This window comes from Psychromonas sp. (assembly GCF_047632995.1).
In the GTDB taxonomy this organism is placed as follows: Bacteria; Pseudomonadota; Gammaproteobacteria; order Enterobacterales; family Psychromonadaceae; genus Psychromonas.
This window is the reverse complement of the sequence record NZ_JBLIEK010000006.1, coordinates 34,341-49,826: the sequence shown is the minus strand read 5'-3', so window position 1 is coordinate 49,826 and position 15,486 is coordinate 34,341. Positions and strand designations below refer to the sequence as shown.

The 15,486-nt window shown below is 39.9% G+C and carries 11 protein-coding genes; 6 read left to right on the top strand and 5 right to left on the bottom strand.

Annotation, left to right across the window (positions count from 1 at the left end):
- Positions 1 to 274: 274 nt before the first annotated feature.
- The 3 genes from prfB to ACJAT7_RS02315 all read left to right on the top strand — a co-directional run bounded on the left by prfB (position 275) and on the right by ACJAT7_RS02315 (position 3,765).
- Positions 275 to 1,373 (top strand): peptide chain release factor 2 gene (gene prfB / locus ACJAT7_RS02325; protein WP_415225182.1). Its coding sequence is split into 2 segments (ribosomal slippage): positions 275 to 349 and positions 351 to 1,373, totalling 1,098 coding nucleotides; the frame shifts between segments, so codons are not numbered across the junction.
- A gap of 68 nt (positions 1,374 to 1,441) precedes the next feature.
- Positions 1,442 to 2,959 (top strand): lysine--tRNA ligase, encoded by a 1,518-nt coding sequence (lysS, locus tag ACJAT7_RS02320; RefSeq protein ID WP_415225181.1) that lies wholly within the window; start codon positions 1,442 to 1,444, stop codon positions 2,957 to 2,959.
- A 266-nt stretch (positions 2,960 to 3,225) separates the two neighbouring features.
- Positions 3,226 to 3,765: a porin family protein gene (locus ACJAT7_RS02315; RefSeq protein WP_415225180.1), complete on the top strand. Its 540-nt coding sequence runs from the start codon at positions 3,226 to 3,228 to the stop codon at positions 3,763 to 3,765.
- A 785-nt stretch (positions 3,766 to 4,550) separates the two neighbouring features.
- Here ACJAT7_RS02315 and ACJAT7_RS02310 read toward each other — a convergent pair.
- The 3 genes from ACJAT7_RS02310 to ACJAT7_RS02300 all read right to left on the bottom strand — a co-directional run bounded on the left by ACJAT7_RS02310 (position 4,551) and on the right by ACJAT7_RS02300 (position 10,221).
- Positions 4,551 to 5,570, bottom strand: coding sequence for a hypothetical protein (locus ACJAT7_RS02310; RefSeq protein ID WP_415225179.1), 1,020 nt, complete (start codon positions 5,568 to 5,570; stop codon positions 4,551 to 4,553).
- 961 nt (positions 5,571 to 6,531) lie between these two features.
- The gene (locus ACJAT7_RS02305) at positions 6,532 to 8,196 is read right to left on the bottom strand and encodes a methyl-accepting chemotaxis protein (protein ID WP_415225178.1); all 1,665 of its coding nucleotides are present in this window, start codon (positions 8,194 to 8,196) and stop codon (positions 6,532 to 6,534) included.
- A 168-nt stretch (positions 8,197 to 8,364) separates the two neighbouring features.
- Positions 8,365 to 10,221 (bottom strand): diguanylate cyclase, encoded by a 1,857-nt coding sequence (locus tag ACJAT7_RS02300; protein ID WP_415225177.1) that lies wholly within the window; start codon positions 10,219 to 10,221, stop codon positions 8,365 to 8,367.
- Positions 10,222 to 10,834: 613 nt separating this feature from the next.
- Here ACJAT7_RS02300 and ACJAT7_RS02295 point away from each other — a divergent pair.
- Together ACJAT7_RS02295 and ACJAT7_RS02290 are read left to right on the top strand one after the other, a co-directional pair.
- Positions 10,835 to 11,125 carry an EF-hand domain-containing protein gene (locus tag ACJAT7_RS02295; RefSeq protein ID WP_415225176.1) on the top strand — a complete coding sequence of 97 codons (291 nt, stop codon included), beginning with the start codon at positions 10,835 to 10,837 and terminating at the stop codon, positions 11,123 to 11,125.
- A 13-nt stretch (positions 11,126 to 11,138) separates the two neighbouring features.
- On the top strand, positions 11,139 to 11,609 hold the full coding sequence (locus ACJAT7_RS02290) for a hypothetical protein (protein WP_415225175.1): 471 nt from the start codon (positions 11,139 to 11,141) through the stop codon (positions 11,607 to 11,609).
- A 483-nt stretch (positions 11,610 to 12,092) separates the two neighbouring features.
- Here ACJAT7_RS02290 and ACJAT7_RS02285 read toward each other — a convergent pair whose 3' ends face one another.
- Together ACJAT7_RS02285 and ACJAT7_RS02280 are read right to left on the bottom strand one after the other, a co-directional pair.
- Complete coding sequence (locus ACJAT7_RS02285) at positions 12,093 to 12,719, bottom strand: DUF4956 domain-containing protein (protein WP_415225174.1); 627 nt, start codon at positions 12,717 to 12,719, stop codon at positions 12,093 to 12,095.
- Between the two features lie 13 nt (positions 12,720 to 12,732).
- Positions 12,733 to 13,527 (bottom strand): polyphosphate polymerase domain-containing protein, encoded by a 795-nt coding sequence (locus tag ACJAT7_RS02280; protein WP_415225173.1) that lies wholly within the window; start codon positions 13,525 to 13,527, stop codon positions 12,733 to 12,735.
- A 364-nt stretch (positions 13,528 to 13,891) separates the two neighbouring features.
- Between ACJAT7_RS02280 and ACJAT7_RS02275 the strand changes: the two genes are divergently transcribed.
- The gene (locus ACJAT7_RS02275; protein WP_415225172.1) at positions 13,892 to 15,394 is read left to right on the top strand and encodes a CotH kinase family protein; all 1,503 of its coding nucleotides are present in this window, start codon (positions 13,892 to 13,894) and stop codon (positions 15,392 to 15,394) included.
- Positions 15,395 to 15,486: the final 92 nt, after the last annotated feature.

Sequence of the window (15,486 nt, the reverse complement as noted above, 5' to 3'; positions counted from 1 at the left end):
GCACCAATAAAACGATAAAATTACGGCGTTTTTGCTTAACATTAGCAGGAAGAGCACAAAAAGGGAGGTGGCGCTTACAAAACTATGGGGCAGCGTAACAAAATGTGCCACTCCAGCCATTTGCTGTTAATAACGCCCTTATTTATTCCCGGCTAAAACAAAAAGGCTGAGCATCGCTTTGCCGATGATTTTTATTTTCTATCTGCACTATATATTTCCCTTCATATTGGTTAAAATTCGTCTCTTTTTATTATCTATCTAACTGAGATTTGTGATGTTTGAAGTCAACCCTATTTTAAATAAAGTAAAAGATCTAACTGAGCGCGCCGAGCTGCTCAGGGGGTATCTTTGACTATGAAGCCAAATCTGAACGTTTAGAAGAAGTTAGCCGTGAACTAGAGTCGCCAGATGTATGGAATGAACCGGACCGCGCGCAGGCATTAGGCAAAGAACTCAGTGCCTTGGAATTAGTGGTTGAAACCATTGATGCCTTAACCCAAGGTACAGAAGAGATTCAGATGCTGGTGGAAATGGCGGTTGAAGAGCAAGATCAAGATAGTTTTGATGAAGCGAACAATGAAGCAAATGCGCTAGAGAAAAAATTACAAACACTTGAATTCCGACGCATGTTTTCAGGCCAACATGATGCTAGCTCATGTTATTTAGATATCCAATCCGGCTCAGGTGGAACAGAAGCGCAGGATTGGGCGAATATGTTACTGCGTATGTATCTTCGCTGGGGAGAGGCGCACGGTTATAAAACCGAGTTGATGGAAGTCTCCGCAGGCGATGTTGCCGGCATTAAAGGTGCGACGATTCGTTTCTCCGGTGAATATGCTTTTGGCTGGTTACGCACCGAAACAGGTGTGCACCGTTTGGTACGTAAGTCGCCCTTTGACTCATCAGGTCGCCGCCATACCTCATTTGCCTCTGCCTTTGTTTATCCTGAAATTGAAGATGATATCGATATTCAGATAAATCCTGCCGATCTGCGTATTGACGTATACCGTGCTTCGGGCGCGGGTGGCCAGCACGTTAATACAACCGAATCTGCGGTGCGTATTACCCATCTGTCAACCAATATTGTGGTGCAGTGTCAAAACGAACGGTCGCAACATAAGAATAAAGATCAAGCAATGAAACAGCTCAAAGCCAAGCTCTATGAATATGAATTGCAAAAACAGAATGCTGAAAAACAGATCAGTGAAGATAGCAAATCAGATATTGGCTGGGGCAGTCAAATTCGCTCATACGTATTAGATGATGCACGGATTAAAGATTTAAGAACGGGTGTTGAAAGTCGCAATACGCAAGCTGTATTAGATGGTGGTCTAGATAAATTTATCGAGGCGAGCCTGAAGTCGGGATTATAGAGCAAAAAATTTAAAATTAGTTTTCCCATGCATCGCGTGGGGAAGAACATTAGGAAATAGGGAATACCATGTCAGAGCAGAAAAAAACTGAAGCACCTAAAGAAGAATTAAATGAAATGCTGGCACAGCGTCTGGCTAAGCTTGATGCGATGCGTAAAAAGGGACAGGCATTCCCGAACGACTTCCGCCGTGAAAACATCTCTGATAATTTACATACGTTATACGATGACAAAAGCAAAGAAGAGTTAGAAGAGTTAGCGGTTGAGGTCAGCGTAGCGGGTCGTATGATGATGCGCCGTGTGATGGGTAAAGCAAGCTTTGCGACGATTCAAGATATGGGCGGGCGTATTCAGGTTTACGTTACGCGCGATAATCTCCCAGAAGGTTTTTACAACACTGAATTCAAAAAATGGGATTTAGGCGATATTGTTGGTGCTAAAGGTGTTTTATTTAAAACGCAAACCAATGAGTTAAGTATTAAAGTCAGTGAAATCCGTATATTGACCAAAGCATTGCGTCCGTTACCGGACAAATTCCACGGTCTTGCCGATACCGAAGCGTGTTACCGTCAGCGCTACCTTGACTTGATTGCCAATGATAACTCCCGTAAGACATTTATTTTACGTAATAAAATCGTTAATGCTATCCGTCAGTACTTAAATGATCGTGATTTTATGGAAGTGGAAACGCCAATGTTACAAGCGATTCCAGGTGGTGCTACAGCAAGACCATTTGAAACTTTCCATAACGCATTAGATCTGCCTATGTATCTGCGTATCGCGCCAGAGCTAAACCTTAAACGTTTAGTGGTTGGTGGTTTTGAGCGTGTATTTGAAATCAATCGCAGCTTCCGTAACGAAGGGTTATCAACACGCCACAACCCCGAATTCACTATGATTGAATTCTACCAGGCTTATGCAGATTACATCGATCTTATGAATTTAACAGAAGACATGTTACGTACGATCACTGAAAATGTACTGGGTTCAAGCATTGTTAAATACGGTGAACAAGAGTTTGATTTTGGCGCACCTTTTATTCGCATCTCCATGAAGGAAGCGGTACTGCAATACAATGAAGGTATTGAAGCCTCTGAGCTGGAAAGCATGGAATCTCTTAAAGCATTAGCCGCGCGTTTACAGGTTAATCTGAAAGATAACTGGGGTGAAGGTAAGGTCTTAACTGAGATCTTCGAAGAAACCGCAGAGCACAAACTGCTGCAGCCTACATTTATCACTGCCTACCCAGCTGAAGTTTCACCGCTGGCTCGCCGTAATGATCAAGATCCAACTATTACTGACCGTTTTGAGTTCTTTGTCGGTGGTCGTGAGCTTGCTAATGGTTTCTCTGAGCTTAATGATTCACAAGATCAGGCAGAGCGTTTCTTAGCGCAAGTGGAACAGAAAGAGTCGGGTGATGATGAAGCGATGTTTTACGATGCAGATTACATCACAGCACTGGAGCACGGTTTACCACCAACAGCCGGTGAAGGTATCGGCATCGACCGTCTGGTTATGCTGTTTACTGATAGCCACACTATCCGTGATGTATTGTTATTCCCGCATATGCGTCCACAAGCAAAATAATGCTGAAAATGGGGATTTATCCTTATTGATAAAAATTTAGCCTCGCTTAACAGTGGGGCTTTTTTTGTCTGTGATTTAGTTCCTTTGGTATGATGTACAGCCTTGCCATTAAAAGACGGCCTGACCGATTGTTTATTGAAATTCAGCCAGACTAGAAATTTATAAGTAGCTTATTTTGATTTTGAGTTGATAGTGGTTGCGTATCTTCTCACAAAAACATAATATCCACAGTTAATTTTTAGTTATTGTTAAATAAGGATATTTTTATGAAAAATTTACTGTTTGGAACGTCATTACTGCTTGCTTTATTTTCGGCCAATTCAATGGCTGCCAATGATTTTTCTGGCTCGCGGCTCGGGCTCGGATTATCCAAAACATCAGTTTCAGACGGGTATTATGAATATAGATCTGAAGATTACGATTATGGAGATGGTTTTAAATTCGAGTACGGTTACGATTTCAACCAAATTGTTGGCCTTGGTGTCTCCTATGAAACGAATAATGATGACAATTTCTTTAATGGTGAACTTGAAGGTAGAGCAATTAAAGTTGGCGCCGATATCGGTTATGCTTTTCCTATTCAAGATGTTTTTCTTAAACCTTACGGCAAGATAGGATTTGTATCCTATTCAGAAGATTTTTCTATTGGTAGTGACAGTTCTGAATTCGATGATAGTAGTATATTTGCTGGGTTAGGCGTGCGTTTTCAATACAGTCATTTTTATACCGATCTGAGTATGGATTTTTATACGTTAGAGAATATAGATTTCGTACAAACCGCACTGACCGCAGGTTACAAGTTTTAAGCTAATAACCGTCGCTTATTGTTACTGAGCCTCACTTAACCGTGGGGCTTTTTTTTGTCTGTTGTTTCTCCGCTACGGTATCGCTCGTTTCTCACGCTCTGCGTGGGAATGCCTATCCGGCTAAGTGTTTGGTATAGCCGATTGGGCTTGTCGTAAGCTTGCGCTTGTGGCTTTTGTGTTAACTTTCGTTGTTGGTGGTTTCGCCCTGACGGCGAGTCACTTTTATTTGGTGGGTTTCGCTCTTTCCTCACGCTCTGCGTGGGAAGGCCTATCCGGTTAAGTTGTGTGTTAGTTGTTGGGGATAGCCGATTGGGCTTGTCGTAAGCTTGCGCTTGTGGCTTTTGGGTTTAACCTTTGTTGTTGGTGGTTTCGCCCTGACGGCGATCCTACTTTTTCTAAATGCCGAAAAAAAGTAGGCAAAAAGCGTCACCCCTAGCCATTTTTTAATCTCGCACTGCCCAAGCGTTTTTTAACGCAGCAGTTCGGAATGCACATCCCTGTGCATGCAAAGACTAATGAAATCATCCATGATTTCCTTTGCTAAAGTTGCCTCTCGGATAAGAAAAACGCAAACGGAAAATTTCGTAGCCGCATTGGCTGGATTATTCGTAAAAAAGATGTAGATACCCGATTTTTCTTGTCTATTTCCCCTCTATTATAATCGAATTTGAGGAGAATTAGCTTGCATATCAAACGGGCATTTACACAGTTTTATTTATAGCCTCATTTTGCTCGCTGCCTACCGTTGATAACAGTTAACTACAACAGCGCCAATTATTTACAGATCAAAAAAAGCTACCAAGGACATCTAAGCCTACTTCTATTGCTTTTTCTTCTAAGCTTGAAGTTGCATCAGCATTATTTTCATATTTATTTTTCTGTTCATTTTCCTGTTGATTATCAATGCTATTGTTTTGAGTGCGGTTGCTATTGAGTACCATATCCATATAATTTTCCATCTGTGGTTTAATTCTGTTGATAATGTTCTCCGCTTTAGCTTCCATATTTTTGAGTTTAGGTTCGTTATTTAGCAGATTTAATAAATGTATTTTTGTCCTTTTAAATTCATCAGGGGTCATTTTCTGTTGCTCTGGCATACTCCCGTCTTGTTCTATTGAACGTGTCATTGCCTGCGCCATTGAATCGATTTTTGTGTAATCAGCAGGAACGGAAATATTAAAAAGTTTTTCAGCGGGTTTTTTTTCTGTATTCATTTTTTTGATTGGTTGAGTATTAGAGAGAATTATCAATTTATCACCTAAATAACAATTGTAATCATGCGCAGATGCCAAATTGTTATCTTGTAAAACCGATCTATTAATAACCAGCTTACAAATATTGTCCTGATAATGATAAGCAGGAATAAAGATTTCTGCTTCATTTTCAAAAGCGTTAATAACCTCATCTGCTTCAATATAACGCTGATAATTTATTTTTTGTGTCTTATTTAATCCGTTATAAATAGTTTGAAACCCCGTTAATATAGAATCTATTTTTATTGTATCAAGGCTATATTTTTTCTCTGTGGGGTAAAATGAATAGATTTCAGTGGGGGTAGTAACCATACGAGAAAGTAATTTGTCATCCTTATAGAAAAGTGATACCGCTCTTTTTCCATAATCTTTAAACAATACGATTGTTTTATTGGTAGCGCCAAACGCACTCATTAGAGTGGCATTTGGTTTTACATCATACGTGATAGAGCCGTATTCATAAGGCAATGGTTTTTGCTCAAATGGAGGGAAAAATGCGAATGCACAGTTAGTGATGAGAATGAGAGATAGTGTGGTGAATATTTTTAACATTAGAGAAAATCCATTTTAGTTATCAAACAATTATCATAACAAAATAAAGATATAATTTCATTAAATTATCGGTGCTGTTTTATATTTTCCTTAATGCACCAAACCAATGCGGCTGCGAAATTTTCCGTTTACGTTTTTCTTATACGAACAATAACTTTAGCAAGGGAAATCAGGGATGATTTCACTAGGCTCGGCATGCACAGGGATGTGCATTCCGAGTCGGTGCGTTAAGAAGTTGTTGGGCGGATAAGATAAAAAAACGTTCGGAACGGCACTCTTTTGGTTACTTTTCTCTTGCTGTTGAGAGAAAAGTAACACGCCGTCAGGGCGAAAACCCAAACAAAGCAAGTTAAACCATCAGCTTCAAGCGAAAGCCTGCAAACAAACCAAATCAGTAATGTGTTTTTTAAGACAAAGTCGCCGACAGGGCGAAAACCCAAACAAAGAAAGTTAAACAATCAGCTGCAAGCGAAAGCCTGCAAACAAACCAAATCAGTAATGTGTCTTTTAAGACAAAGTCGCCGTCAGGGCGAAACCCCAAACAAAGAAAGTAAAACCATCAGCTGCAAGCGGCAACCTACAAAGAGATTTATTCGGTCATGACGTATTTAAAGCTCTTCAAAAAATACTGATCTGAATATGCATTCCCACGCGGAGCGTGAGGAACGAGAAATAGTGGCACGAACAAAGCTATCTTTACTTTAGCTTCTCTTGCTGTTGAGAGATCATGACTTCCTCGAACTGCGAAACTGCGTTTCGGTTTCTCATCGTCTACTCGCCGACAGGGCGAAACCCCAAACAAAGAAAGTTAAACCATCAGCTGCAAGCGAAAGCCTGCAAACAAACCAAATTAGCTATGTAGTTTGAAGGTTTTGCAAAAGAGAATGCGATAAATAGCAGACAAAAAACAGCCACTGGTAAGTGGCTGTTTTAATTTTACAGAAGGATAATCAATCGCTGTTTATATCTTAAACTGGCTTACCAGTTTATTAAGTCTTTCACCTTCGTTTGAAACATTAAGGCTAACAGCTTCAGCTTCTTTACTGCTCTGTGTTAGTACATTCACAATCTCTTGAATGGCATAAATATTGCGGTTAATCTCTTCCGTTACTGAGCTTTGCTCCGTGGCCGCAGTGGCAATATGTGTGCTCATATCATTAATCGAATTTATTGCCGTTGTGACCGAGCCTAAACTTTCAGAAATCGCTTGAGATGAATCAATAGAGCGAATGCTTCGCTCTTGGCTGAGCTCCATAGAGTTAACTGAAAGTGCAACTAAACGATGCAGTTCAGTGAGCATTTCATTAATCTCTAAAGTACTGGCTTGTGTGCGGCTGGCAAGATTACGTACTTCATCGGCAACCACGGCAAACCCTCTGCCTTGTTCACCCGCACGTGCCGCTTCAATGGCTGCATTTAATGCGAGTAAATTAGTCTGCTCCGCGATGGCGCCAATCACAGAGAGGACATTGTTGATTTTTTGCGATTGCTCACTCAATGCATTCATACTGCTAGCAGCACCATCGATCTCTTCTACGAGCGCTGAAATTTCAGATAATGAGGTATCAACGCACCCTTGAGCGCGGACAACATCCTCGGTGACAGCTTGCGTGGCATCGGCGACTTGATTGGTATTGCTGGCCACTTCATGAGCCGTTGAAGACATTTCAGTGATCGCAGAAACAACTTGCTCTGTTTCATTATTGTGACTCAGCAACTGCGAAGAGATCTCCTGACTTTGCCGGTTCATATCTGAGCCTGCTTGATTAATTTCAATTGTTGCTGAGTTGATCTCCCCTATTGTATGTTGCAGTTTATCGATGAACAGATTAAATGACTGACCGAGTTGCGCAATTTCATCACTGCCGTGCACCGTAAGACGCTGCGTTAAGTCGCCTTCACCTTGCGCTATATCATTGAGGTTATCAGCCATACGTTGAATTGGGTTAACCATCTTTGCGGCTGCAATGAAGATAATAATCACAGTTACAATGATTAACACAATTGATAGCAGTAAAATCTTCATCATCTGCTCTTGTAAAGATTGCTGTGCTGTTAGCGCATACTTATTGATAACTGCATCAATATCATCAATATAAGCACCCGTACCTAACATCCAGTTAGTGCCCGGTAACATGATTGCATAGCCGAGCTTCTCAATGTTAATTGGTGAACCGGGTTTTTGATAAAAATAGGAAAAAATACCATCGCCTTTTTGCGCCGCATTAAGTAAGCCGACGATAATTTTGTTGCCTTTAGAATCGGTCATATCTAATAGTTTTTTTCCTTCCAATTCAGGCTTAAGAGCATGAAAAACATTAACACCTTGCGTGTCATAAATATAAAAATAGCCTGCATTGCCAAAGGTAATATCACGTAATGCCCCTTTAATATCACCCTTATCTGCGAGGGATGTTTGATAGGAAACGATACTCGCTGCCACTTCAGTTACCTCTTTGAGTTGTTGTTTTCTCTCCTTAATTAAAGCGCTGCGAAATTCTGCAATATCATGGTCAAGTGCGTCAACTTCAACAGTATAAGAGACTGACATAATCGAAATTAGAATAATAAGGAGAGGCAATAGTGTAAGTAATAGTAATTTATTAAGTAGATTAAATTTAGGCATAGCGGAACTCACAACAATTAGAATGAATTGTTAGCTTATACTTTAGTAAATGCTGCGTCAGTGATAGGGCTCTAGTAATGTTGGTAAGGGAGTAAAATATTGTGATTAATGACTTGTTACCTGCAAAAACCTTAACTCAGGTAATTAAGTGTTAGCTTTGTTCCAACACTACCATACTACTTTATTTCTCCCTTGCGCCTTACCTTTGAACAAAGCAATATCTGAGCGCTTGAGGGTGGCATCAAAAGATTCACCGGGTTCTACTTCAACAACGCCAATCGTTGCTGTGATTGCCATTTGCGTGCCGTTGACTTTAATCTCTAACTGGGCAATCGCCTTGCGGATTTTTTCTGCCAATATGGCTGCACCATGCAGCTTTGTTTCAGGTAATAACACAATAAACTCTTCGCCTCCCCAGCGAGCGAGTTTATCTTGATCGCGAATGTGCTTTTGAATGGTCAATACACATTCTTTAAGCATGATATCGCCAGCCTCATGGCCATGTTGATCATTGACGTCTTTAAAATGGTCTAAATCTAGCGTTGCTAGCGAGTAAGGGATGCCGTTACGTTTAAATCGCGCTTCCTCTTGCTCAATCACTGGGTAAATACCGTGGCGGTTAGCCGTTTGGGTAAGGGAATCAGTATGTGCTAACTGTTGCAAATGGGTGTTCGCTTGAGCGAGTGCGTTAGTTCGCTCAATAACTCTTTTTTCAAAATAAAGGATCATTTTTTCTAGCGCCAGATTACGCCTTTTAAGTTGCCTACCTAGATGATTGCTTAGCACAAAGCCCTGATTAAATTTTATGCCGGTCATATAGCTTTGTGAGAGCACATAAATGGTTAAGCCAAGACTGGAAAAGTAACCGGTTTGAATAAATTCATGAGCATATAAGATGTCATTTATAACGCAGAATGCGAAAACAAAACTACCGAACAATAAGGCCTGTGCTCCCTTTTGTTGTGCATGGCAGGCTTGCGCTGTAATCAAAAGAACATAGGCAATATATAGGGGGGTTAATAACTGCATCACTAATAAGATAGTAGAGGTACTTTCAAGCTTCTGAATGACCAGCATTAGAGTTAACAGCAGCGCTGTGCCATAACTTGCGATAACTACCCGTTTATTAAAATAGGCTGAAAAAATGAGATAATTAAAATGTATGATTAATGGGGCTGCGAGAAAAAAGGTGAAATATTCGATTCTAACTAACTGAGCAAGCGTCAAATTAGGCAGATAGTTTAAAATAAGATAGTTTTGTACAAAAAACTCCCGTAAGCCAAGGGTAAGACAGAGTAATGCAAAAACTAGCGGCAGTGTATCTGACTTTCTCTGCGTAAAGAGGATCAGGTTATACAAGGCGATGGCTAATAAGAAACCGCCGAGCAACATGCTGTGCATTGAACTTAGTTTTTGCTCTTGAAAAAGTGTTTGTACCTTGCCCATTTTTATGGAATACCAGATCCCTCCCGTGTTGTAATCATAGTTGGCGACATGAAAGGTGAGATCAATGACCGTTTTATCTGTAGTTAACAGCAAAATTTGTGGCTGGTAAGCGCCTGTTGTCTGCGCTTTAGTTCGCCCCGCTTCACCGACGAAGAGTGATAATTCATTATCTACATATAAACGGTAGGCGGTACCAATAGTTGGTAAACTGATTGCCAGCGGCTCAGCTGTTTTTCCTATCGTAACCTGCAGATAATAAGTCCCATAACCCTGATCTGAGTTGGCTTGTGCATCGAATTGTTCAAGATTCCAGTATGCAGGCACATTGATCGGTTGCCCCTGTGAATGACGCGCTTTTATCTGCTCAATAGATAAAAATTCATTATAGAAAAATAACCATTCACCGTTTAAATTTACAGACTGATCTTTTTCAATGGCAGTAGAAATATCAATAGCGCCGTTTTTTGCTTGGATAGAGAGGATATTCGTGACGCCGCGCTGCGCAGTGTATAAGAGAGCAATTACACAGAGGATGAAAAAACTTATCACTGTCACACTATAAGTATAAGGTTTTGCCATTGGATTTAATTATCCTAGTTTGTTTTGTTTACTTCTTTATCGCCTGGTTATGGGTAACAACCAAAGCAAACCGGCTCTGCTTTGTATAATCATCAGTATATGGCTGAAAAAACAATTTCGAAAGGTTAACACACCCTGTTATTAGTGATGAGGGAATTACTCTTGCTTGAAAAAATAATGGGATCGCGTCTTGCTTTTTGCATTCATTTCACCAAATCGATATGGCCACGCAATTTACGTTTATGCTTTTTTTATACGAATAACAATCTTAGCAAGGGAAATCATGGCGCGAATTAAACGACAGTTTAGGTTTATAATACCAAAGGAACTAAAAAGGTGATCAGTCTAGCTTGTTAAAATCCACACTAACTGCGTTGTGAGTTTTGAAGTGAGAGTAACTATCTCCTGCAACTCACGCCTTGTTAGTGCTAATTTTTCCTGCGCCATACTTGATCACTTCATTAATTCCTTTGGTATAAGAAGTATTGATCGTATTTAATTCTGCCTTTTTTATTTTTTTAAGCAATTTATGCATCTTTCTCTTTTTTTGAACAATTCTTACACTTTCTATTGTTAATCTAATGGCGAATGTTTAGAAAAATAGGAGAAATTAATGAATATTCGTTCCAATGTAATAATTGTACTAGCGCTCTTTACTGTCGCTGCCAGCCAGACTTATGCCGCAGATAGCGTTCAGGAAAATGGAAAAAGACCTCCTCGTCCTAGTTTTGAAGAGGTTGATAGTGATAGTGACGGCGAAATTGATTTTGATGAGTTTTCGTTACAAGAGCTACCTCATGGTGATCATCAAACTGTTTTTGCAGAGATAGATACAGACAGTGATGGTGTTATCAGTAATCAAGAGTACAGCGATCATAAACCACCTCGTCCCCAAAAACGTTAATAAAGGAGTTCATATGGTTAGTTCAATCAGTTCTGGCATGTCAATGCCACCGCCGCCGCCACCACGTTCAGAGCAAAAGTTAAGTGAGCAGCAGCAGACATTGATTTCTGATACTTTATCAGAGTTTGATCCTGACAATTTAACCCAAGCAGATGCAATCAGTATCGTTGAAGCGTTTACTGAAGCGGGGATTAAGCCAGGAAATGAAATGGAGTCTGCAATCTCTGAACTTGGTTTTGACGGAAAAACAATTGGGGATTTAGCCAATGTTGAGGGGGGTGATAGACCCGCTCCACCTCCACCACCTCAAAGCTCAGTAGAAATAAGCTCTATGGTAAGTTATTTGGGCTCACTCTTAGAAGAAAAGCTTGCATCTATTAATGGAAGTGAACTAAGTGATCAAGATAGGCAAGATATCTATTCTCAAGTGATGGAAAAGTTTGACATCGAAGAGGGAGATTCGATTATCAATACAACAGCATAATATTCAATAACCTCATTTTATCTCCTCTTTTATTACCAAACTAGCTCAATATGTCGATTCCTGCATATTGAGGTAGCTTGGGTACTGATAGTTCAGGAGGGATTCTTGAGGTTAGAAAAATTAACTCGGTAGCATTTTGCAGTGATTTTTCATAACCAATAAATATCAGACAAAAAAATATCCGCTCGAAAGTGGGTGTTTTTTCAATTCGTTTATATCCTAAATTTGCTTACCAGTTGCCTAAGTTTCGCACCTTAGTTTGAAACATTAAGGCTAACAGCTTCCGCGTCTTTACTGCTTTGTGTTAGTACATTAACAAGCTCTTGAATGACATAAATAATAATATGCTTATGTACTTTACTCAGGCAATAAGAGTATACGTTGTCTTTTGCTTAAAGAACTTGGGGCGTGGACTTCAGTCCACTTATAAATAAAAAAGAGGGGTGCTTTGCCCCATTGTAAGGGGACTAACTGAGAGTATGCCTACTCTGTCTGAATACGGTCAATAATTGCGGCTTGTAAACGTTGTTGTTTTTTCTTGCTACTTGGCCGATACCATACACTGAGTTCTGCGCTATCTCTTAAAAAATCGATGCGGTTAACTTTAACATTGACGATATCAAGTCCAGTACGCATCGCCAAATCTGAAATTAGGTTATTGATATTTTCAGGTTTGATATTTTTGATTTTTTCGTACTGTATTACCTGCTCGGGATAGCGATGACCGAATAAACCGGAGTCGATAATATATGCCACAGCACATAACATGGCGTTAAGGACTATCAGTTGCGCTATGCTAGTTTTAGTAACCGCTGTTAATAGGGCAATCGCAATTACCAGAAAAAGATAAGTCATCTCTTTTATCGATATCGATTCTGTTCGGTAACGCAGCATGGTAAATACGGCAAACAGTCCAAATGCAAACCCCATCGACATATCGACTCCGTGAAGGAAATAGATTACAACAAAAACACCTGTACCGAATAACATAAAGGATGCTGCAAAGTCGGCATTTTTTGTGATCCGAAAATAGCATCCGTAGCTCAGAAATGCGATGAAAAACAGTGTAATGGAAAAGCGAATAACAAAAGCAAAGTCGAAGACTGACATAGTGTAAATACTCCTAGATTGTGTGTAAGTGAGTGTTAATGGAATTGTATTGCTGCAACATGTTGCTGAGCTTATTTAGGGTTGGTTTAAAACGGTTTGATTTTATTTCTGTTTGATGTAAAAGCGCGCAGCCTATGCAGTATTTGCTGAAAGAAAGGGGCGACATTGGTGTGTTTTCTTGCAGCGAATAAAACGGAGAATCTTTCGATTTTCTTGCCTGTTTGAGTTCAGCAATGCAGATATTGGGTAGCTTAATTTTATAATTTAGATCCAGTGCATACCATAAATTAAAATCGATAGTTAAACGCTCGGCTGTTTCCTCATTAGCTAAGGCAATGCGTTGATAGCCACTGTATTGAGATACTTGCATCTCTTTTAAGGGGATACCCACAGAGTCAAAAATAAAGTCATCCGCCACTGGAGATTGGGATAGATCGTTAGCAATGTTAATACGTGTTTTGTGGGTGCGGCCTTGATTGGTTTTATGTTTCACTTCTAAAAATGAAGTTTGTGTATCGACATACTGTCTGTGACGAACTTTAAAGCGACTCAGTTTGCCATTGTGATGGTCGTGATAAAACTTCATCGGCAGTGTGTCGTAATACTGGTTATTATAATTCGAAATCCGCTGACCATTTATTTCTAATACGCGATATGAGTGCTGTAGTTGAGTCAAAATGTTCGCAAGCCCAGAGACTGGCAATAAAAATTTACTGTCAACACGATTCATTAAATTCGCATTTTTCAAATCCTTCAATCCATAGGGCTCGATGTGTGATAACACCTTGTTAATACTGTGTAAATACATAAAACACTGCCTCTTTTGTATCGTTAATCTGCTGATTAACTCGGTCTTAAAAAAGCAACCTGCCTAATGATGAGTTCGCTAAATCAGCTATAGATTAATAGTTAATTGTGTAAGAAATAAGGAACAAGTAAGGATTAAATAAGGAAAGGATAATATATTTCTGAACACCGATGCGAAGGCATCAAATAATCAGATTGCAGGAGCTAAAAGCAATCGTCGATAGTCACGCTTCCATCTTTCATTGTTTTTCCACTCTTTTTGCACATTTTCTGCACATTGTTTTATTACATTACTGATGATTATTGGCGACCAGTTCAGCGTCATTCCACTCAATTAATTCAACTCAACTACATAGGAAGTTATTATGATCTTTAATTGCAAACCTCGGCCATTTTCCGATTCATCTATAATACGAAAATTTATTTTTGCAGGGGTAGTCATTAGCTCGGTGTTAATGATTACAGCTTGTGGAAGCGGTGATTCAGAGACAGAAGATGCGGTTGATACTAGTGTTGATACCAGTACTGACGCTGACTTTGAAATCTCTGACTGGAGCGACGAAACGCACAGTAAAAGTGCTGAGCCTAATTTTGATGAAGTATTTGATAATACCCAAGTTAAACGTCTCGATCTGGTGATCAGTGAAGCGCATTGGCAGAGCATGTTAGATGATATGACTAGCCTGTACGGTGAATTTGGTCAATCCACTACTGATGTTAACCAGCCCGTTGTGGGGGGAGAGCCGCCAGTTGCTGGTGGGACCGAGGCAGTTGCTAGTGTTGAGGACTCAGACAATCCTATCTTTGTGCCTGGAGATGTTTTTTACAATGACACGCAGTGGTATAAGGTCGGATTACGTTTCAAGGGCAACTCAAGTCTGCAAAGCAGCTGGGAGCAAGGAATATTGAAACTATCCTTTAAACTTGATTTTGATGAGTATGAAGATGATTACCCGCAGATAGATAATCAACGTTTCTATGGCTTTAAAAAATTAAGCCTAAAAAACAATTATGATGACAAATCATTTTTGCGGGAAAAAGTTGCCGCTGACGTTTTTGCCAATGCCGGCCTTGCTGTATCACATACAGCTTTTTATGCCTTGTATGTTGACCATGGAAATGGGCCGGTCTATTTCGGATTATATACCTTGGTCGAAGAGGTTGATGACACTGTGATTGATACTCAGTTTGCTAGCGATGAGGGCAACCTTTATAAACCTGAAGGTGATGGAGCCAGTTTTATCGATGGCACCTTTAACGAAACGGATTTTGAGAAAAAGACCAATGAAGATGATAGCGATTGGTCGGATATTCAGGCGTTATTTAGCGCATTACACGATGATCAAAGCTCTCCTGCAATATGGCGAGCAAATTTGAATGCCGTTTTTGATGTTGACCTGTTTTTGAAATACCTCGCTGTTAACGGTGTGATACAAAATTGGGATACCTATGGCCGCATGACCCATAACTTCTATTTATATAATGATCCCAGCACAGCTAAACTTACCTGGATCCCTTGGGATAATAATGAAGCGTTGCAGGAAGGAAAAATGGGTGGTGCGTTAGCATTAGATTTTTCAAATCTTGAAAGCAATGATTGGCCATTAATTGCCAAGATAATGGCTGATGATGTGTACAAGGCACAATACGATCAGTATCTATTAGAGGTTATTTCAGATGCTTTTGAAGCGGGGACGATGGAATCTTTATACGACAACTATGCAGCTTTAGTCGTAGCCTATGCAGAGAATGAAGTAGAAGGTTATACGTTTCTAAATGGAATCAATGATTTTAATCAGGCGATTGCCGCACTAAAAGAGCATGTTATTGATCGTCAGATTGCTACAGATGATTATTTATATCAATAGTTTACCCGTGTGATATAGCTGTTTGCTGAATTAAGATCTATTGCCTGAATATTTTGGGGATAGATCTTAATTGTTTTCGCTCCTAACTAAAT